Origin of the sequence: Gilliamella sp. M0320 (assembly GCF_016101635.1) — a bacterium.
GTDB lineage: Bacteria > Pseudomonadota > Gammaproteobacteria > Enterobacterales > Orbaceae > Gilliamella > Gilliamella apis.
Genome location: NZ_JACFQD010000008.1, coordinates 31,642 through 53,285, shown reverse-complemented (window position 1 = coordinate 53,285; position 21,644 = coordinate 31,642). Strand labels below are relative to the sequence as shown.

Annotated in this window: 21 protein-coding genes; 13 read left to right on the top strand and 8 right to left on the bottom strand. The window is 33.8% G+C overall.

All coding sequences use genetic code 11. From position 1 onward, the window contains the following. Nucleotides 1-7: 7 nt before the first annotated feature. Nucleotides 8-550, bottom strand: coding sequence for a UPF0149 family protein (locus H3T83_RS10085; protein ID WP_065578380.1), 543 nt, complete (start codon nt 548-550; stop codon nt 8-10). A gap of 123 nt (nt 551-673) precedes the next feature. On the opposite strand from H3T83_RS10085, the gene H3T83_RS10080 reads away from it, so the two are divergent. From H3T83_RS10080 to crr, 4 genes are all read left to right on the top strand, one after another. After that, the gene (locus H3T83_RS10080; RefSeq protein ID WP_034901722.1) at nt 674-1,018 is read left to right on the top strand and encodes a hypothetical protein; all 345 of its coding nucleotides are present in this window, start codon (nt 674-676) and stop codon (nt 1,016-1,018) included. A gap of 142 nt (nt 1,019-1,160) precedes the next feature. Further along, a complete protein-coding gene (gene ptsH, locus H3T83_RS10075) occupies nt 1,161-1,418 on the top strand; it encodes a phosphocarrier protein Hpr (protein WP_034901724.1) in 258 nt (85 codons plus the stop codon). Between the two features lie 51 nt (nt 1,419-1,469). Beyond that, on the top strand, nt 1,470-3,197 hold the full coding sequence (ptsI, locus tag H3T83_RS10070) for a phosphoenolpyruvate-protein phosphotransferase PtsI (protein WP_034901725.1): 1,728 nt from the start codon (nt 1,470-1,472) through the stop codon (nt 3,195-3,197). Between the two features lie 9 nt (nt 3,198-3,206). Next, a complete protein-coding gene (crr, locus tag H3T83_RS10065; RefSeq protein WP_065578381.1) occupies nt 3,207-3,710 on the top strand; it encodes a PTS glucose transporter subunit IIA in 504 nt (167 codons plus the stop codon). A 58-nt stretch (nt 3,711-3,768) separates the two neighbouring features. Here crr and pgi read toward each other — a convergent pair whose 3' ends face one another. Beyond that, complete coding sequence (gene pgi / locus H3T83_RS10060) at nt 3,769-5,418, bottom strand: glucose-6-phosphate isomerase (protein WP_198215683.1); 1,650 nt, start codon at nt 5,416-5,418, stop codon at nt 3,769-3,771. Nucleotides 5,419-5,675: 257 nt separating this feature from the next. Here pgi and H3T83_RS10055 point away from each other — a divergent pair, with 257 nt between their 5' ends. Continuing rightward, nucleotides 5,676-6,425, top strand: a complete 750-nt coding sequence (locus tag H3T83_RS10055; protein ID WP_034901731.1) for an IclR family transcriptional regulator — start codon at nt 5,676-5,678, stop codon at nt 6,423-6,425. 56 nt (nt 6,426-6,481) lie between these two features. On the opposite strand, the gene H3T83_RS10050 is transcribed toward H3T83_RS10055, so the two are convergent. Beyond that, a complete protein-coding gene (locus tag H3T83_RS10050; RefSeq protein WP_198215682.1) occupies nt 6,482-7,624 on the bottom strand; it encodes an iron-containing alcohol dehydrogenase in 1,143 nt (380 codons plus the stop codon). Between the two features lie 219 nt (nt 7,625-7,843). Between H3T83_RS10050 and H3T83_RS10045 the strand changes: the two genes are divergently transcribed. The 8 genes from H3T83_RS10045 (at nt 7,844) to H3T83_RS10010 (ending at nt 16,742) form a co-directional block, all read left to right on the top strand. Beyond that, nucleotides 7,844-8,749 (top strand): dihydrodipicolinate synthase family protein, encoded by a 906-nt coding sequence (locus tag H3T83_RS10045; RefSeq protein ID WP_065578383.1) that lies wholly within the window; start codon nt 7,844-7,846, stop codon nt 8,747-8,749. 33 nt (nt 8,750-8,782) lie between these two features. Continuing rightward, nucleotides 8,783-10,303: a UxaA family hydrolase gene (locus H3T83_RS10040; RefSeq protein WP_065578384.1), complete on the top strand. Its 1,521-nt coding sequence runs from the start codon at nt 8,783-8,785 to the stop codon at nt 10,301-10,303. Between the two features lie 45 nt (nt 10,304-10,348). Beyond that, nucleotides 10,349-11,647 (top strand): lactate racemase domain-containing protein, encoded by a 1,299-nt coding sequence (locus H3T83_RS10035; protein ID WP_065578385.1) that lies wholly within the window; start codon nt 10,349-10,351, stop codon nt 11,645-11,647. Between the two features lie 75 nt (nt 11,648-11,722). Beyond that, a complete protein-coding gene (locus tag H3T83_RS10030) occupies nt 11,723-13,000 on the top strand; it encodes an MFS transporter (protein WP_065578386.1) in 1,278 nt (425 codons plus the stop codon). Nucleotides 13,001-13,127: 127 nt separating this feature from the next. Continuing rightward, the gene (locus H3T83_RS10025) at nt 13,128-14,429 is read left to right on the top strand and encodes a LarC family nickel insertion protein (protein WP_065578387.1); all 1,302 of its coding nucleotides are present in this window, start codon (nt 13,128-13,130) and stop codon (nt 14,427-14,429) included. Then, on the top strand, nt 14,426-15,247 hold the full coding sequence (locus H3T83_RS10020) for a hypothetical protein (RefSeq protein ID WP_081298843.1): 822 nt from the start codon (nt 14,426-14,428) through the stop codon (nt 15,245-15,247). Before H3T83_RS10025 ends, H3T83_RS10020 begins: the two co-directional genes overlap by 4 nt. Nucleotides 15,248-15,271: 24 nt before the next feature. Further along, nucleotides 15,272-15,949, top strand: a complete 678-nt coding sequence (larB, locus tag H3T83_RS10015; RefSeq protein WP_198215681.1) for a nickel pincer cofactor biosynthesis protein LarB — start codon at nt 15,272-15,274, stop codon at nt 15,947-15,949. A 16-nt stretch (nt 15,950-15,965) separates the two neighbouring features. Beyond that, nucleotides 15,966-16,742, top strand: a complete 777-nt coding sequence (locus H3T83_RS10010; RefSeq protein WP_198215680.1) for a class I SAM-dependent methyltransferase — start codon at nt 15,966-15,968, stop codon at nt 16,740-16,742. Nucleotides 16,743-16,849: 107 nt separating this feature from the next. Here the strand turns inward: H3T83_RS10010 and metA are convergent, their stop codons facing one another. From metA to H3T83_RS09985, 5 genes are all read right to left on the bottom strand, one after another. Beyond that, a complete protein-coding gene (metA, locus tag H3T83_RS10005; protein ID WP_065614631.1) occupies nt 16,850-17,782 on the bottom strand; it encodes a homoserine O-succinyltransferase in 933 nt (310 codons plus the stop codon). 188 nt (nt 17,783-17,970) lie between these two features. Then, nucleotides 17,971-18,783, bottom strand: coding sequence for an ATP-binding cassette domain-containing protein (locus tag H3T83_RS10000; protein ID WP_086365112.1), 813 nt, complete (start codon nt 18,781-18,783; stop codon nt 17,971-17,973). Nucleotides 18,784-18,804: 21 nt separating this feature from the next. Next, complete coding sequence (sapD, locus tag H3T83_RS09995) at nt 18,805-19,794, bottom strand: putrescine export ABC transporter ATP-binding protein SapD (protein ID WP_065578391.1); 990 nt, start codon at nt 19,792-19,794, stop codon at nt 18,805-18,807. A 2-nt stretch (nt 19,795-19,796) separates the two neighbouring features. After that, a complete protein-coding gene (locus H3T83_RS09990) occupies nt 19,797-20,657 on the bottom strand; it encodes an ABC transporter permease subunit (protein ID WP_065578392.1) in 861 nt (286 codons plus the stop codon). Next, entirely contained in the window at nt 20,650-21,579 is a 930-nt protein-coding gene (locus tag H3T83_RS09985; protein WP_198215679.1) for an ABC transporter permease subunit, read from the bottom strand. Before H3T83_RS09985 ends, H3T83_RS09990 begins: the two co-directional genes overlap by 8 nt. Nucleotides 21,580-21,644 lie beyond the last annotated feature (65 nt).

The following is a 21,644-nucleotide window of genomic DNA, read 5'->3' as shown; positions in this document are numbered from 1 at the left end:
ACTGATATTAATGAATAGTTGGGGTTATATCAGATTCGTTAAATTCATCAAAACAAAGCATCGCCGTGATCCGAACGTATTCTTTAATTTCTTCAAATGCAAAGCCTAACTCTTGCTGATCTTCATTTTCATCATAACCCAATTTAACGATTTGTCTCAGGTCGTATATTGCCTCACCAACATCACCTTTAACCCGATTAATTTTAGGTTGTACCAAACCAATTCCTAATAAAAAATGATTGACCCATCCGACTAAATCATCAATTTGGGTAAATAAATCTTGATCGCCGAGTAACAATTGAAACTCAAAATCTTCATCAATAAGCTGCTGTTTTGTTAAATGATATAATTTTTCAATTTCTTTGTTTAAAGGTTCAGCAATGCTTTGCCCATCATTTAACATATCCTTAGTTAAAATTTTCCAGCTTTCATCATGATTGCCGCCAGCTAATATACCTGATAAAAAACCATGTAATTCAGCCACTGTCATGCCGATTTTATTTTGGATAAGTTGGCGATTAAGCTCATTGTAATTATTGCTATTAGTCATTAGATCCACCTTAGTCTTAAATACCGTGAAAACACACCCCTGCACTTTCACGGATTAATAGTATATAATTTATGCCTAGCTATAAATAATAAACAGGTTATTGTGCTTTATAAAGGAAATATTTTGAACATTTTTAGATTGATCGTAGCATTGCCCTCGCTATTTTTATTCTTTGTTATGTCATTAACTGCATGTAGTTCATGGGTGCCCAATAAAGGCGTGATTGTTCTTAATGTACAGAATCAAACAAATACCTCTATAACTAGCCAAGATTTACCTAAAAATTATCATTTAGGCAACAGCGAACAAGAGCTTGAAAAATTTGAATCTTTTTGCCACGAAGAGATCCGAGCTTCACAACTTGATGGTAGTGAAGAAGTTGTGTTTGAAAATATCAAACGAGGAATTCACGGGCAGGTGGAATTTAAAAAATGTCGTGATAAAATCACTCGAATTTACCGATATTAACAATAATATCGGCTAACTTGGTTGATTTATCACCATCAAGATTGGGCGAATTGTTAAAGAACAGTGAAATCTTACTAGCCTTTCACGCTGTTTTTATTTATATTGTCGTCTGAAAAAACATATTTTTGGGAGTAAAATAATTATGTACAAACAAGATGTAACCATTACTGCATCGAATGGCCTTCATACTCGCCCTGCTGCGCAATTTGTAAAAGAAGCAAAAAACTTTAATGCTGAAATTACTGTCACATCAAACGGAAAAAGTGCTAGCGCTAAAAGCTTATTCAAATTACAAACATTAGGCTTAACTCAAGGCACAACTATTACTATTTCAGCCGAAGGTGAAGATGAAAAAGAAGCAGTAACTCATCTAGTAAAATTAATTCCTGAATTGGAATAATACTCCCAATTATTATTGAACGGTTTTAATATTGAATAAGGATTAAATATTATGGTATCAGGTATACTTGTTTCCCCAGGTATCGCTTTTGCAAAAGCGCTATTATTAAAAGAAGAACCTATTGTAATTAATAATAGGCAAATTCTTGATAACAAAATTGATGCTGAAATCGAACGCTTTAAAGAAGCTCGTCAAAAATCAAGCGAACAATTAAATGCTATCATGGAGAGAGCAAAAACTACATTAGGTGAAGATAAAGCTGCTATTTTTGAAGGTCACATAATGCTTCTTGAAGATGAAGATCTTGAACAAGAAGTTATCTCTCGTATCCAAAGTAAACACTCAAGTGCTGATGCTGCCGTTCAATCTGTATTTGAAACGCAAGCAAAAGAGTTAGAAAACTTAGATGACGAATATTTAAAAGAACGTGCTGCAGATATCCGTGATATTGGCAAACGTCTATTGAAAAACATTCTCGGTATTGAAATTGTTGATTTAAGTGCTATTAGCCAACCATGTATCCTAGTTGCAACTGATTTAACACCATCAGAAACTGCACAATTAAATTTAGATATGGTATTAGGCTTTATCACTGATGCAGGTGGCCGTACGTCACATACCTCAATCATGGCTCGTTCATTAGAAATTCCAGCTATCGTTGGTACCTCTAATGCAACCCAAGCAATCAAACAAGGTGATTTTGTTATTTTAGATGCTATCAACAACGCTATCTATATTAATCCTGATCACACTACTGAAGAAAAATTAAAACAAGTCCAAGCAAAATATATTGCTGACAAAGAAGAATTAGCAAAATTAAAAGATTTACCAGCGGTAACTCTTGATGGTCATCAAGTGGAAATTTGTGCCAATATCGGTACAGTTCGTGATATTGCTGGTGCCGATCGTAATGGTTATGAAGGTGTTGGTCTTTATCGCACTGAATTCTTATTTATGGATCGTGATGCGTATCCTAATGAAGAAGAACAATTCAAAGCATATAAAGAAGTTGCCGAATCAACTAATGGCTTATCAATTATTGTTCGTACCATGGATATTGGTGGTGACAAAGATGTACCTTATATGCATTTACCAAAAGAAGAAAACCCATTCTTAGGTTGGCGTGCAATTCGTATCTGTTTAGATCGTAAAGAGATATTACATGCACAATTACGCGCAATTCTACGTGCTTCAGCCTTTGGTAAATTACGTATCATGTTCCCAATGATTATTTCAGTTGAAGAAATTCGTATCTTAAAATCTGAAATCAACATTCTTAAAGAACAATTAACCGCTGAAGGTAAAGCGTTTGATAAAGAAATTGAAATTGGTGTTATGATCGAAACACCTGCAGCAGCAGTTATTGCTCGTCACTTAGCTAAAGAAGTTGACTTCTTCAGTATTGGTACTAACGATTTAACCCAATATACACTTGCTGTTGACCGTGGTAATGAGCTTATCTCACATCTTTATAATCCGTTTTCACCATCAGTGTTAACATTAATTAAAAATGTCATTGATGCTTCTCATAAAGAAGGCAAATGGACAGGAATGTGTGGTGAACTTGCTGGTGATGAAAGAGCAACTATCCTATTATTAGGTATGGGACTTGATGAGTTTAGTATGAGTGCTGTATCAATTCCTAAAATCAAAAAATTAATTCGTAATACCAATTACGAAGAAGCGAAAAAATTTGCTGAAACTGCACTAGAAAAAGCAACCGCTAAAGAAATAACTGATTTAATTGAAAAATATACTGCTGAAAAGCAAATTTGTTAGGAGGCCATAATGGGTCTATTTGATAAAATAAAACAGTTTGTCTCTGACGATAACAAAAATAGCATTGAAATTATTGCACCTCTTAGTGGAGAGATCGTTAAAATCGAAGATGTGCCTGATGTTGTTTTTGCTGAAAAAATCGTTGGTGATGGCGTTGCAATTAAACCATCTGGCAACAAAATTGTCGCACCATTAAATGGTAAAATTGGCAAAATTTTTGAAACTAATCATGCTTTTGCGATTGAGTCAGATGAAGGTATTGAACTTTTTGTTCATTTTGGTATAGATACCGTTGAACTAAAAGGTGAAGGTTTTACTCGTGTTGCTGAAGAAGGACAACAAGTTAAAATTGGTGATACTATCATTGAAATTGATCTACCGTTACTTGAAAGTAAAGCTAAATCAGTTTTAACTCCTGTTGTAATTTCAAATATGGAAACAGTAGTTGAACTAACCAAACTAACTGGTTCTGTTGAAGCAGGTAAAACGCCAATTATGCGTATTAAAAAATAATCATCTATAAAAACCTTCAGTTAAAACTGAAGGTTTTTTATCTATTGTTAAACTCGCTCTAACGCCATTTCTTGTATTGATTGATTAAGTTGTTAGTTGAATCATCATGAGAACTCACAGGTTTATCATCGGCTAATTCAGGTAAAATACGACCAGCTAGCTGTTTACCTAGTTCAACACCCCATTGATCAAAACTAAAGATGTTAAGAATAACACCTTGTGTGAAGATTTTGTGTTCATACATAGCAACTAATGCACCTAATGCATAAGGTGTGATTTTTTTGACTAAAATAGAGTTGGTTGGCTTATTACCGGCAAAAACTTTAAAAGGAATAATAGATTTAACTTCATCAAGGCTTTTACCAGCCGCAAGGAATTCTTGTTCTACCTGTTGCTCAGTTTTACCAAAAGCTAAAGCTTCAGTTTGTGCAAAGAAATTTGAAAGTAATTTAGGATGATGATCTCCAACCGGATTATGGCTAATTGCTGGTGCAATAAAATCACAAGGAATCAGTTTAGTACCTTGATGAATCAATTGATAGAAGGCATGTTGGCCATTAGTACCAGGTTCACCCCAAATAATAGGTCCAGTAGTATAAGTCGTTTTATTACCATTACGATCAACGCTTTTACCATTTGATTCCATATTACCTTGTTGAAAATAAGCAGCAAAACGATGCATATATTGATCATAAGGTAAAATTGCTTCAGTTTCTGCTCCACAGAAGTTATTGTACCAAAGACCAATTAACGCAAGTAATGTTGGAATATTTTTCTCAACCGGCGCTGTTTGGAAGTGTTTATCCATTGCATGGCCACCAGCTAAAAACTGTTTAAAGTTTTCGTAACCAATAGAAAGAACGATTGATAAACCAATTGCCGACCAAGACGAATAGCGACCACCAACCCAATCCCAAAATTCAAACATATTAGCAGTATCAATACCAAACTTTTCAACTTCTTTAGTATTAGTTGATAACGCCACAAAGTGAAGCGCAACGGCTTTCTCATCTTTTGCCGCATCAAGTAACCATTGACGAGCCGTTTGCGCATTGGTCATCGTTTCTTGAGTTGTAAAAGTTTTCGACGCAACTAAAAAGAGTGTTGTTTCTGGATTAAGATCTTTTAACGCTTCTACAATATGAGTGCCATCAACATTAGATACAAAATGCATCGTTAAATGGTTTTTATAAGGTCGAAGGGCTTCAGTAATCATGTGAGGGCCTAAATCTGAACCACCAATACCGATATTAACAACATCGGTGATAGCCTTACCGGTATAACCTTTCCATTCTCCGCTAATCACTTTTTTACTAAAGGACTCCATCTTAGCAAGCACTGCATTGACATCATCCATAACATTTTTGCCATCAACATAAATTGGAGAGTTAGATACATTACGAAGTGCAACGTGTAACACGGCTCGATCTTCTGTGCGATTAATTTTTTCACCGCTATACATTGCTTCAATCGCACCATTTAAATCACACTCATCCACAAGCTGATAAAGGATTTCTAATGTTTCTTGCGTTACACGATTTTTTGCAAGATCAACCAAAAACTCATCCTCAAACGGAATACTCAGTTTTTCGACGCGCTTAGGCTCGTCTTTTAATATTTCGGCTATAGTTTTATTATGATGTTTTTGATAACTGGCTTGAAGGGATTTCCAAGAAGATGTAGAGGTTGGATCTATTGATTTTAACATAGCTCATTCCTTAAATAATATAGCATTGTCACTCATAATATAACTATGCCTAACATGATGCAAGATAAGGATTTATCGATTTAAATTCACAAAGCGAGAAAAATAATAAAAGTTATTTTCTTTTCCTTATCAAATAACTTGAATATAATGTTGAAGATAAGACACTTAATACACTAAACCGTTCATAATATGTTTTTCTAAACAATTAGTATCAATAAAATAAATATATTTCTTACATTATTATATTAGGATATTTCATGCCCAATATTCAAACACTGGTACCAGCATTAGATAAAATTGTCCGTATTTGTGATTATTTAGATAACCACAGAGGGGCTACTTTTAGTCAAATATTTCAAGATCTCAATTTACCTAAAAGCAGTACATCAACACTATTAAATGCCTTAGTCATGCATGGTATTTTGCGACAAGATCAAAATAAGTATTATCTTGGGTTAAAATTGCATGAATGGGGAGATAAATCTCTAGAACAGTTTGATATCACTAAAATAGCCGAACCTTTAATGATTAAACTGCGAGATAAAACCAATTTGACCTGCCATTTAGGTGTTCTTGATGGTCTTTATTCTGTTTATATTGCTAAAATTGAAAATGATCAGGCTATTGGTATTCGCACTTGGATTGGTAAAAAATTGCCTTTGCATAGCTCTGGTATTGGCAAAGCATTAATAGCTTGGTTACCAGAAGAAAAAATTGATCAACTTATTCCCGAAGATAAATTAATCAAATATACCGACACAACAATAACCAGCAAGAAACAGTTAAAAAAAGAGCTTGCTAAAATTAGGTCTCAAGGTTGGGCTTATGATAATCAGGAAGATGTTCAAGGTGTTCATTGTATTGCTGCACCAATCTTCAATAAAAATAACGAACCCATCGCCGCTATTAGTATTTCGGGAGTTCTTTTTCAACTACCTGTGGATAAAATCGATAAATATTCACAATTAGTACGTGATGCATGCCAACAATTGACGGATAAGTTTTAAATAATATTGAATCATAATGATTCAATATTATTTTAAATCATTGGATAAATTAGCTATTAAGCTATTTTCTTAAATAACTCAATCAGTTTTTGTTTATCAAAAAATACTGGATTTGCTCCGGCACAAGCATCTTTCATCGAATTTTCAGCCAATAATTCAAAATCTGGATTATCAACACCAATTTCTTTTAAAGATTTAGGAATACCTACCTCTTGTGCCAAATCTTTAATTCGTTTTATCACATAATCAACACACTCTTGATCCGTTTTATTTTTAGTATCTAATCCGATTGTTTCTGCGATAACTCTAAATTTTTCTGGTGCATGTTTAGCATTTTCTTCTTCAACTACCGATAATAACATTGCATTACATACCCCATGAGGTAAATCATAAAGACCACCTAGTTGATGAGCCATCGCATGAACATTACCCAGACCGGCATTACTAAAGGCAATCCCATTTAAAAAACAGGCATAACTCATCTGTTCTCTTGCTTCGATATCGTTACCATTTTTAACCGCTCGAGCTAAATATTTAAAGGTTTGACCAATCGCATATAATGCGGTTGAATCAGTAACATCCATCGCGCCTTTAGCCACTACAGCTTCAATAGCATGAGTTAATGCATCCATACCTGTTGCCGCAGTTAAATTGGCTGGTTTTGAGATCATTAAATCAGGATCACTAACCGTTATTGACGCCAATGTATTTGGATCCACCATAATCATTTTCACGTGTCTACTTTCATCGGTAATAACATAATTTATCGTCACTTCCGCAGAGGTACCAGCAGTTGTTGCTATTGCCACAATTGGTAAACATTTATGTTTACTTTTATGCATCCCTTCATAGTCAGTAATTTTACCGCCATTCGTCGCCAACACAGCAACAGCTTTACCACAATCTTGTGGCGATCCACCACCAATTGAGACAATAAAATCACATTTAGATTCTTGACATAATTTTAGTGCATTTTCAACATTAGTAACGGTTGGATTTGGTTTTACATCGTAAAAAATAACCGATTCAATCCCCTCTTTTGCCAATATATCTACTACTCTATCTACAGTACCATTACCCACTAAAAACTTATCACTAACAACGAATGCTTTTCGGCAATTTAGTTTTTTAACCGGTACACCTAATTCAGATAAGCATCCTTTACCCAATAGATTAACCGCTGGAATGTAATAAATCATATTTACCTCTTAATTAATAACATTAAAAAATTCCCACAAAAAGAACTATATTTCATTATACGGAAAAAACTAATTACAAAAAAAATTATTTTTGACAATGAGAGGATGATCACAAAATTAATTTTCTTTTGAATTAATACATTGCAATTCTAGATTTTTTTACCAATAATTTGTTCCAATGTAAGAAATAATGTTCTACATCATGAACAAGGAGAAAAAATGAATTTAGAAAAATTTAAAGGTATATTCCCTCCAGTCCCTACTATCGTTAATAAAAAAGGGGAACTAGATAAAAAAGGAATGGGCAAATTATTAGATCATCTCATCGATAACGAAGCTGATGGTGTTTTAATTCTAGGTAGTGGTGGTGAGTTCTGCCATATGCCACCTAAGTTGCGATATGAAGTTGCTGAATTTGCGGTAAAACATATCAATAAACGCATTCCGGTGATGATTGGAATATCCAGTCCAAGTACCAAAGAAACTATTCAATATGGTCAGCATGCAGCACAAATAGGCGCAGATGCCGTTTTAGTGGTTAATCCATATTATGCTTTATTGAATAGTGATGCCATTTATCACCATTATAAAACTGTCGCTGAAAATCTTGATATACCAGTATTACTTTACAATTTCCCGGCATTAACCGGCCAAGATATTGGTATTGATGTTATTACTCGATTAGCCAAGGATCAACCAAATATTATTGGTTTGAAAGACACCATTGATAACATAAGCCATACCCGAGAAGTTATCAACAGAGTTCACGCCTTCCGTCCAGATTTTATTATCTTCAGTGGATTTGATGAATATATGTTAGACACGCTTATTCTTGGTGGTCATGGTGGCATTCCAGCAACATTTAATTTTGCCCCAAAAATTACTAAAGGAATTTATAAAGCTTTTGTTAAAAAAGATTATGAAAAAGCATTTAAATTACAACGTCAATTAGCAAAATTAATGCCTGTCTATGCAATTGAATCTCCATTCTTTGGCGTAATCAAACAAGCAATAAAACTGTCCGGTGTTGATATTTCAACAGAAGTTTTAGCTCCAGTAATGCCATTAACTTCCGATAAAAAGAAAGTTCTAAAAAAATTATTATCCGATTCAAAAATTTTATAAAAATTTATTACTAATTAGTTTTAGGAGCAAATTATGAGCGAAGTATCTAAAGTAATCATACTTCATCCCAATGATGATGTTGCCATAGCTCGTTTTCCTGTATCCAAAGGATACATCATTCAAGAAGCTAATGTTTCTGTACTTTCCGATATAAAAGAAGGACATAAAATAGCGCTTCACAATATCGAAAAAGATCAACCAATTAAACGTTATAATCAAATTATAGGTTATGCAATTTGTGATATTCAAGCTGGAGAACATATCCATTTACATAATCTAAAAATGGGTGATTATGGGCACGAATATGACTTTTGTGCAGATAAACAAGAAACACCAATGGCTAGTGAAAAAAGGACTTTCATGGGCTATAAGCGTAAAAACGGCCAAATAGCAACCCGTAACTATATTGGCATACTAACATCCGTCAACTGTAGTGCAACAGTTGCACGTCGCCTTGAAGATCACTTTAAAGCTAAAGGATTAGCTGATTATCCCAATATAGATGGAATCGTAGCCCTACCTCAAAGTTTTGGTTGTGCCATGGATATGAAAGGTGATTTGATGAAGATGATGCAACGCACAATGAGCGGTTATGCAAATCATCCTAACTTTGCCGGTATTCTAATAATTGGCCTTGGTTGTGAATCAAATCAAATCAAAGATCTTATTCAAGTGAAAGGTTTAAATGAAGGTCCTATGCTACAACATATGACTATTCAAGAAACAGGTGGATCACAAAAAACTTTCGATAAGGGCGTAACTATTATTGAAAGCATGTTAAATGAAGCAAATCAATACACCAGAGAAGAAGTACCTGCATCAGAATTAGTTTTAGCACTTGAATGTGGTGGTTCTGATAGTTACTCAGGCATTTCTGCTAACCCTGCACTTGGCGTAGCTGTTGATTTACTCGTACAGCAAGGAGGTACAGCAATACTCGCCGAAACCCCTGAAATTTATGGTGCTGAATATATACTTACTCGCCGAGCAACTTCCAAAGAAGTAGGTGAAAAACTAATTAATCGAATTTTATGGTGGGAGGATTATGCCAAAAGATGTCACGCAGAATTAAATAATAATCCATCCGCAGGCAATAAAGAAGGAGGATTAACGACCATTCTTGAAAAATCACTTGGTGCGATTTGTAAAGCAGGAAGTACTAATCTTATTGATGTATATGAATATGCAGAACCAGTAACCGCAAAAGGATTGGTATTTATGGATACCCCTGGATATGACGCATTTGCATGTACAGGCCAAATTGCTGGTGGAGCCAATATTATGTGTTTTACAACAGGAAGGGGATCTGCATATGGTTCAAAACCAACCCCATGCATAAAAATCGCATCCAACAACTTTCTATGGCGTCGTCAAGAGGAAGATATGGATATTAATTGTGGTGATGTAGCTGATGGACAAGAAACATTAGAGCAAGCAGGTAAGCGAATATTTGAAACAATATTAGCTGTTGCTTCTGGTGAAAAGACTAAAAGTGAAAAATTTGGATACGGCTCACTTGAATTCGTCCCATGGCAGCCCGGTGCAATTATGTAATATTTTGTTTTAAATCTTAATTATATTACAAATAAGGAGAAAACTATGTCATTTGTTGATGAATTACTTAATGATGTAAAAATACCTAGGATGGTAAGAGTTAAGCAACACTTTGAGTCACCCGATGAAATTCAAGATATTGATGCTAAAGTTCACGCTGAATTTTCGAAGCCAGAAATCAAAAATTTAATAAAAAAAGACATGTCCATTGCAGTTGGTCTCGGTAGTAGAGGTATTGCCAAAATACACTTAATTGCAAGAGCGGTGATTAATGAGTTAAAAGCTCTAGGCGCTAACCCTTATGGTGTTCCAGCTATGGGTAGTCATGGAGGAGCTACTGCTGAAGGACAAATTCATGTTCTAGAAAAATTAGGTATGACAGAAGAATTTTTAGGATGTGAAATTCGCTCTTCAATGGAAACAATAAAAGTTGGACAGTTACCTAATGGGCTTGAAGTATTAATGGATAAAAATGCCATGCAAGCTGATGGTATTATTTGTATTAATCGCATAAAAGCACATAACGCATTTACTGCACCCATTGAAAGTGGAATTATAAAAATGCTTTCAATTGGTTTTGCTAAACAAAAAGGTGCGGATTCTTGCCATACTTATGGATTTGGTTGTATGGCAAATAATATTGTCGAGATGGCAAAAGTTAAAATAGCCAATACACCTTTCTTATTCGGAATCGGAACAATTGAAAACGCCTATGATCAAGTCGTTGATATCGAAGCTATTCCTGCCAATAAACTTGAAGAACGTGAAAAAATATTGTTATCAAAATCTAAAAGCTATTTCCCGAAAGTGATGTTTGATAATGTCGATGTTTGTATTGTTGATCTAATGGGAAAAATTTATTCTGGTGGAGGCATGGATTGTCATGTAACCGGCAGAGCTTGTACACCATTTATGCAACCGATTGCCACAATCCGTCCTGACCGAATAGTGGTTTTAGATCTACATGAAAAAAGTGGCGGAAATGCTACCGGAATGGGATTTGCGGATTTTTCAACTCAACGTTTGTTAGATAAAGTAGATTTTCCTGAAACTTATCCAAATGTATTAACCTCTCGATTAAGCCAAGACGGCTATGTACCAGTAATATTAGCTAATGATAAACAAGCCATGCAAGCAGCTATTAAGACATGCATTATTTTAGATGGACGAAAAGAAGCACGCATTATCAGAATAGCTAATACATTACATATTGATGAGTTTTATATTTCAGAAAATATGCTTGAAGATGCAAAGTCAAATCCACAAATCGAGATTCTAACTAAACCTGAATACATATCTTTCGATGACAATAACAATGTAACTGATATAGGTATTGGCATGTAAATATGTGATTAATAATAGCTAAGAATTATTAAAAATTTAAATTATAGTCTTCAATTGAAGGCTAGGGAGTTCTCTATGAGTAATATTAACTTATTATCGGTAATAAAAAAAACAAAAATTCGATTAATTCCATTTATGTTAATACTTTATGTTTTAGCATTTTTAGATCGTTCAAATATTGGTTTTGCCAAAGAAAGTTACCAAATTGACATTGGATTAAGTAATGAAGCTTATGCATTAGGAGCAGGATTATTTTTTGTAGTATATGCATTTTTAGGTGCACCAGCAAACTTATGTCTAAAGAAATTTGGTGCCAGAAATTGGATTGGTGTAACTACATTGGCTTGGGGTGTTTTATCAGCAGGAATGGGATTTGCTGATTCAGAAGTTAAATTCTTAACAATCAGGATATTACTTGGTATTACTGAAGCTGGGTTCTTTCCTGGTATGATCTATTTAACATCACAATGGTTCCCTCAAGCAAATCGTGCTGCCGTGATGGGCTTATTTTATATGGGTGCACCATTAGCTATGGCATTCGGTTCACCACTTTCTGGTGCTCTTTTAGAACTTCATGGATTTTTAAACCATCCGGGATGGTTTTGGATGTTTATAATTGAAGGTGCACTTGCAATTATTGCAGGTATTTGGACATTTTTCTATTTGGATGATACACCTGAAACAGCAAGATTCTTATCTGCAGAAGAAAAACAATTGCTGGCAAATCAAATGCAATCAGAAGAAAACAACAAAAAAGCAGCTTCAGCTAAACTTATGGATGCCTTAAAAAATCCAAGAATATGGCACTTTGCTATTATTTATGGCTGCATTCAATGTGGTGTATATGGTCTTATCTTCTTTTTACCAAGTCAAGTTGCTAGCATTATGGGAAGTAAAGTTAACTTCATGACATCTTTAGTTACAACATTACCATGGTTATGCGCATTATTAGGTACATTTTTTATACCTAGATATTCAGATAAAGTTCAAGAAAGACGTAATACCTGTGCAACAACATTATTAGTCGGTGGACTGGCATTGGGATTATCGGCTTATGTTGGAGCTGTACCTGCTATTATTGCGCTATGTATCGCGGGTACTGCTTATTTCGCCTGCCAACCTATTTTCTGGATTATGCCTTCATCAATTTTAACTGGTAATGCTCTAGCTGCAGGTATTGGTTTTGTTAATATGTTTGGTGCATTATTTAGTTTTGGCGCACCTATTTTAAGGCAACATTCTGAAAATATCGTCGGTACTCCTGCTGCCGGTTTATTATCAATTGGCATTGTGGTAGTAATTGGTTCTATCCTTATTTTTGTGCTACCAAAAAATGTGGGTACAAATGATTAGGTTATAACAGAAAAATAACCAATAAATTAAGTAATATACAGATTAAATAACTAGTATAACGAATACAATGTATTTAGAATAAATTTTAAGTACATTGTATTTTAGGAAAATTTTGAAAGGTTAAATAATGCATATTCATCTGGACATAGTTGGAGGAATAGCAGGAGATATGTTCTGTTCAGCAATGCTAGATGCATTTCCTGAACTAGAATCCCCATTACGGGCATTTTTATCTCCTTTAGCTATTTTTAGATCATATCAATTAGAAATCAAAACAACACGACAAAAAGAGATTGTAGGTAAACAGTTTGTTGTTTTAAAAAATAATCAGGCAATTGATGATTCTCAACATCTGATATTAAAACCTTTAAAAACACAAGCTCACTTTGTAGCTAAAAATACACAAACAAATAATCATGAACACTATGCATGGCAAGATATATTAGTGAAGTTAAATCAAATTAAAGCACATGATAAAACTTACCAATGTGCAAAAGAGATTTATATGATTCTTGCTCAAGCTGAGAGCGAAATACACGGCATTGATTTACAAAATATAGCTCTACATGAAGTAGGTGCCGACGATGCCATAATCGATATAATTACAGCTGCATTTCTAATCACCCATAGTAATGTATCAAGTTGGTCTTGTTCTGCACTACCTTGGGGACAAGGTTCGATAAAATGTGCACATGGAACCTTACCCGTTCCGGCGCCAGCTATATTAAAGATACTAACAAATTTTCAATGGATTCATGATGATGAAATTGGTGAACGCATCACTCCAACAGGAGCTGCTATTCTTGCTTGGCTAATGAAGCACAATTCAAGCTTCTTAAATGGTTCATTTGTTAAAAGTGGTTATGGTTGCGGACAGCGAACTTTTAAACAAAAACCAAATATTTTAAGAGCCAATGTTTTTACAACACAATCACAAGCTAATTTAGAACAAGATAGTATTTTTATTATTCAATGTGATATTGATGATATGACATCTGAAAGCCTTGCAATAGCAGAAGATAAATTAAGAATATTATCTGGTGTTATTGATTTAGTTAGTCTACAAATAAAAGGCAAGAAAGGACGTTGGATGAACCGAATAGAGATATTATGTTTATCAGAACAATTGACCAATATCTGCCATCAATTATTTACAGAAACCAGTACATTAGGTGTTAGATATTGGCCGATTAATCGTTTCAAACTTTCAAGAGAGCATATCACGTTAAATATAGATCAACAACAATGGCCAGTGAAAGTCGCTACTCGCCCTAATCATAATTACACAGCGAAATTAGAATCTGACAAATTAAAATTAATAGGTAAATCATATGCTGAATGCCAAATAATCAAATATAAAATTGAGCAAACAGCCTTAAAAAATCTTAGTCAAAAATTAAATGATCATGAAAAGGATATCAAATCATGACAACTTTAGATATTGAATCAACCGTTTTATCACTAACAAAGTGGTTTCAAACAATCAAAACATGCACAATTGCGACAAGTGGTGGCATTGATAGTATGTTACTCGCTTATATAGCCAATAAAACTATAGGAAAAGAAGCTCTAATTGCTCATTCAACGTCGGTTTCTGTTCCTATTTTAGATGCTAATCGTATCCGAGAATATGCCAACAAATATTATTGGCATGTAGAATTTATTGATGCTGGAGAGTTAAATAATGAATCTTATAGAAATAATCCCGTCAATCGTTGTTATTATTGTAAAAGCTGTCTATTTGAAAAATTGAAAAAACTAAACCATGGAGTTTTGATAACCGGAACAAATCTAGATGATTTAGGTGATTATCGACCAGGACTAATAGCAGCAAAAGAACAAAATGTAAGACAACCCTATGTTGAACTAAACATTGATAAAGCAATGATAAGGAAAATAGCTAATTATTTTCAACTTCATGATTTAAAAGATATTCCTGCATCACCTTGTTTATCTAGTCGCATTGAAACAGGTGTTAAAATTGATATTAATCATCTACAAACAATTGATAAAATAGAAAATATTATTCGTTTAGAATTAAAAGTATCTTTGGTTAGATTTAGGATACGCAATGATAAAGTCGTACTTGAATTAGAACCTCATATTGTTGAACAGTTAACAAATTCTCAAAGAGATCTCATTATCAATAAAATAAAAATTATCATTACTCCACTAGCTATTCCACATGATATCCAGATATCAACTTATGAAAAAGGAAGTGCGTTTATTGGCGTTAAAAATAATTGATTATATTTCAAAGGAGCAATAAAAATGAAATCCTCTGATATTATTATGGATTTTGAACGGAGCCAAAGATGTGGTATTTCAGAAGCCGTGTTTAGCCAATATAAAACAGTTACACAACTTGAAAAGATCTTATCTATTGCTGAACAAAACCAAACATCACTACTATTCACTCATTTATCTTATGAAAAATATAATAATTTAAATAACTATTGGCAAAAACAAATCAAGTATCATGAAATTAGTCAATGCGCTATATTTGCTAAACGAGAATCGGTCAATGAAAAAGAACAAACTCATATAGCTATTGTCTCTGCTGGCTCGTCTGATGCTTCAGTGTGTGAAGAAACACTAATTACCTTAAATTACCATGGCATAAAAGCAGATTTATATCAGGATATAGGTGTTGCAGGATTATGGCGTCTACAACAACAACTTCCTAACTTACAAAAATACAGCATTATTATTGCTATTGCAGGTATGGAAGCGGCATTACCTACTGTTTTAGCTGGCCTTATTGATACTCCTATTATTGCTGTACCTACATCCGTTGGCTATGGCGTAGCTACTGGAGGTCATGTTGCTCTCAATGCCTGCTTATCAAGTTGCACAGGAGGAATCATGACAATGAATATTGATAATGGTTATGGGGCTGCCTGTGCTGCAATAAAAATTTATAAAAAAATAATTAAAAATTCAAAATAAAAAGCGAGAAGATTAAGTGATATTAGCGAATAATATTGATGATAATATTTTAAGGGATCTTATCATTTATTGGGCAAACCGAGCAAAAGAGTACAGCCAAACCAATCAAGATGAACTAGCAACTGAAAAAAGAATTATCTGGCAAAAGTTAATTCTGCATCATGCTCCACAAAAAGAGAAATTACGCGTATTGGATATAGGTACTGGTCCCGGTTTTTTAGCTATCACGTTAGCGTTAGCCGGACATGAGGTAACTGCTGTAGATGCTACTGAAGAAATGATAAATCAAGCAAAAAACAATGCAATACAATACCAAGTAAAGGTTAATTTTGTTTTATCAGATGTTCATTGCTTACCATTCCAAGACAATAGTTTTGATTTAATTATATTGCGTAATGTAACGTGGAATTTGAGTAATCCAACTTTAGCATATCAAGAATGGTTTAGAGTATTAAATACTAAAGGTAAATTACTTAATTTTGATGCCAATTGGTATCTATTTCTTTTTAATAAAAATCTTTATTCACAATATATGCAAGATAGACAAAATACCATGGAATATGGCATTGAGGATCATTATCGACAAACCGATACACTAGAGATGGAACGAATAGCGAAATTACTACCATTAAGTAAGGAAATTAGACCTGAATGGGATAAGAAGATTTTACAATCAATTGGTTATAAAAATATTCGTATTGAAAACGATATATCAAAAGTTGTTTGGGATGAAATTGAACAAATTAATTACCATTCAACTCCAATGTTCTTAATAGTAGCCGAAAAGGAATAAAATAGTTTTCCCATAAAATCTAGTCATTACTAAATTTGACCAAGAAAATGGTCAAATTTAGATTAATTATTTATATTACAACGTAAAATAACTGATATATATAATTTTTAATCATCAATCGTCAAATTACGAGTAGTTAAATCAAATGGCGTTAATTGATAAACGTAATAGTTGAGCCAATTACTAAATAGTAAATAAGCATGACTTCGCCATGTTGCTTTCGGAGTTAAATTAGGATTATTTTCTGGGAAATAATTATAAGGGATTTCAGGGTTTATACCCGCTTTTAAGTCACGATAATATTCATTGGCTAAAGTAAATGAATCATATTCTGGATGCCCAGTAACAAACGCCATTCGTTTATCAGCGGTTGCCATTAAGTATGGGCCAGTTATATCTGATTCAGCCAAAATATTTAAATCGGTATAGTTTTTAATTTTATCAATTGGAAAATCAGCATTACGAGAGTGTGGAGCTAAAAACGTATCATCAAAGCCTCGGGTTAAAATAGCATTTGGTTGCAAGATTTGGTGTTGATAAACACCGGATAACTTTTGTGAACGAGTGAATTTAGGTAAATCATATAAAACATTTAATGCCGCTTGCACTCCCCAACAAACAAACATGGTTGAGGTTACATGATCTTTCGCCCAAGTAATAATTTCAGCTAACTTAGGCCAATACACAACATCTGAAAAAGCGACTTTACCTAATGGCGCTCCAGTAATAATAAGTCCATCAAAATTCTGTTCACGAATATCATCAAAATCACAATAAAAGCTATTCAAATGTTCTATTGGCGTATTTTTGGATTCACGTTGATCTATTCTTAATAACTGAATATTCACCTGTAAAGATGAGTTAGAAAGTAACCGCAAAAATTGATTTTCAGTCTCTATTTTTTTCGGCATCAAATTTAAGAAAAGAAGCTTAAGTGGGCGAATTTCTTGAGTATTAGCACGCGTTGAAGTCATTACAAATACATTTTCATTACGAAGAACATCAACTGCCGGTAATGAATCAGGAATACATATAGGCATAACAAAAGCTCCTAACAATAATAAATTATCTTCTATAACATTGAAAAACGGACGTCTAGAAATCTATATAGCTAAATATAGAGCGTTTTAAAAAATTTGTCGAGTATTTATTGGGAAATAAATAGAATATTTTAAACAAAATCAGAATAATAACTAAGTTATTTGGTTTATTCTGCTGCAAAATAAAACTAAAAAGCTCGAGTATCTGTCCGCCAAGTATCGGCTGTTAATGCTTCACCAAAATAACTATTGATAAGTTTTTGAGTAATATCACTTAGTGGCGAAGCTAAAACTTCGGCAGTATTACCATATTCAACCACTTCACCATTATGCATAACGATAATTTGGTCACTAATATGTTTCATCATACCGATATCTTGTGTGACATAAACATAAGATATCTGTTGCTCTTCTTGTAATGACAACATTAAATTAACAATTTGTGAACGCATTGAAATATCTAATGCAGCTAAAGCTTCATCAAGAATTATCACTTTAGGCTTTAAAATTAGTGCTCTAGCTAAAGCGACTCGTTGTTTTTGCCCTGCTGCCATCACTGACGGATAATAAGAGGCATGTTCCGGTAATAAACCAACTTGTTTTAAAACATCATTGATTAATTTTTCCCGTTCATGACTGCTATAATTGGCATTGCGTTTAAGTGGAATTTCAAGCAATTGGCCAATACGAAGCCGTGGATCAAATGAACTTTCAACATGTTGGAATATCATTCGAATCAGTTGAGAACGATGGCCAAAATCGCCATATTCTACTTTGTTACCATCAATCCAAATATCGCCACTATCTGGTTTAATCATACCAACCAGCATTTTAGCTAATGTCGATTTTCCGGAACCATTTTGTCCAATAATGGCTAGCGTTTTCCCTTCGTTTAGCGAAAACGACAAGGGTTTAACGGCATCAATTTGTAAATGACCAAAGAGTCCTTTAGGAATTTTAAATCGCTTTGATAAATTACGGACTTTTAATATTGGGTTCATTAACTATTCCTATATCTCAAATTACTCATCAGTATTTAATGGAAAATGACAGGCTACCGAATGATCTTTGATTGGGATAAGTTCTGGTGCCTGTATGCATTTTTTCTGGGCATAAGGACAACGAGGTCCTAATCGACAACCAATGGGTAAATGTTCCAATGATGGAATAACGCCAGGTAAGGTATTTAAAGGGCTTTTATGAGGCATCGCTTTACCAAAATCAGGAATAGCATAAATCAATGCCTGAGTATAAGGGTGATAAGGTGATTTAATCAAATCTTCACTATCAGCAACCTCAACAGTTTGTCCGCAATATAGGACATTGATACGATCAGTCCAGCGAGTAACCATTTGCAAATCATGGCTAATCAATAAAATAGTTGTCCCCATATTTTGATTCATACTCGCAAGCAAACGAAATATTTGCGCTTCGGTTGTCGCTTCCATGGCATTGGTTGGTTCATCGGCAATAAGTAATTTAGGTTGATTAGCTAATGCTATAGCGATCATCACTTTTTGACATTCGCCTTCCGTTAATTCAAATGGGTATGATTTAAGTATTTCTTTATGATCTTTAATCCCAACACGATGTAGTAACTCAATCGCGCGATGCTTACGCCAAAATAGTCGTTGCCACCAATGTCCTTTAAATGTTCTTCGCGGAATAGCCTCAATTAACTGTTGGCCAATTTTCATAGACGGATCTAAACAAGATTGTGGCTCTTGGAATACCATGGATATATTATCACTAATCACTTTTCGTCGTTGTTTCGGTGTCAACTTCAATAAATCAACATCATTAAAATAGAAGCGATCAGCAGAAATCTTCCAATTATGATTAGTGACACCAAGTATCGCTTTAGCAATTAAACTTTTACCTGAACCTGATTCACCAACTAGACCTCGAATTTCACCTTCTGATAGTTTTAAATTGACGCGATCAATCGCCCGTAACAGGCCATCAGGAGTAATAAACTCTATAGTTAAGTTACGAATGTCTAATAGTGCCATGATTAATGCCCTACTCGCTGACCATATAACCCAAAATTGAATAAATAAACCAAAATAATTGTAACAGAGACGGCGATTCCTGGAGCTAAAAAGGCCAATAAATTAACATCCATTATATCTTTCATCTTAAACATCATCATGCCTAAATCAGGTCGAGAAAAATCATTCGCAAAGCCTAAAAACGTAATGGTTGTGATAGCTAAAATAACCGAACCAAATAAAGACACTATCTCAGTCAAATAAACCGGTAGGATATTAGGTACAATATAATGATTTAAAATAGAAAATGAAGATAAACCATCAAGTCGATAAGCTGTGATGTAAGTTTTATTCCATTCTTTAATAACACGTTGATGGATATTATAAATAAATCTTGGTGCATAAGATAAACCAATAATCACTAAGATATTGGTAATATCATCTTCTAATAGCAAACTAATTACAATCACACCCAATAATGGTGGCACAACCATAAAGAATCTAAAGATAAATAAGATAAACGGTCGAATAAATGAAACAAAAAACATCAAATAATTAATCACACCACCAATGATAATGACATAAAAAACCGCTTTTAATGTCATTGAAATAGTTGACCGATAGCCGATCAATAAAAAATCGAAAATATCTTGTCCCTGAGCCGTTGTTCCTAATATATGATTGATATCACCAGTCGGCCACCAAGCGGGAGGCAAAGAAGCGACATATACTGGATTTAAATGAGCATGAAAAAACCATTTAGTCGATAATGCAATAAAAGCAATTGCTAAAATCCCATAAAAGCTGACAATCAGATATAAATTGCTATGAAGTCGATGAAAGCACGAATTTATTCGCTTACCTAACTGAATTATCCTAGACATAATGTTCCTTATGACGTAATGGATAAATAGCAATAGCCGTTATCTCACCTAATAAAGTTAATAAGCTAATTACTGTTCCACAAGCAAGGATTGCTATCGAAATAATAAAATAATTATGATTACGATAAGCCAACATAACCCATTGACCAAGACCAACACGGTTAAACAAGATTTCAATCACCATCGTTGAAAATAATAGAGTGGTTGTATTATATGTCAACTGTGGGATTGTCGCCGGAATTGAATTTGGTAATAAATGTCGACGTAAAATTTTAAACGGTGAGCGCTCGCGAATAATTGCCATTTTAATATAATTTTGCCTTGAGGTATTTTTAACATTTTCACTGACTAATTGAATAGTCACAATACTTGGCTGAATCGCTAAAATGATTGTTGGCAAAAGTAAATAATGTAGTTGATCCAAAATTGCCGGTAATTTGTCTGTTCGCGATGAAAGAATAATATCTAATAAAGAACTTCCCGTTACTGATATTGATATATCGAAGTTCATTGATATTGGCAATGTTGATGAAAGATAAAACATCACTAATGCTGCTAACATAACAATCGGACAGGAATAAAAGATTAAACAACCTAATCGAATTGTGGTATTTAGCCAATTTATATTACTTAAACCAAGAAAAATTCCTAACGGAATACCAATAAATAACGCAACAAGTAACGCTAAAATACAAAGCTCAAATGTCGTTAATAACGTATCGAAAAAAGGAACGGTTTCACCAGATATTAACTTAAATTGACCTTGCAATAGTTGCTTAAAAAAAGCGCTATATGCATCAATAAAAGTTAAATCACTAAAAATAGATTGAGGAACAAAATAAACCAGACAAAAGCTGATCTGGGCAAGTACGCAGATAATAAATAAAAACGTCACTATTTTTTTTAAAATATAGATAATCATTGTTTATCTTTATCGCTTTTATGAGTTAAGAATAACGGTGACATTTGTCACCGTTATTTATCTAT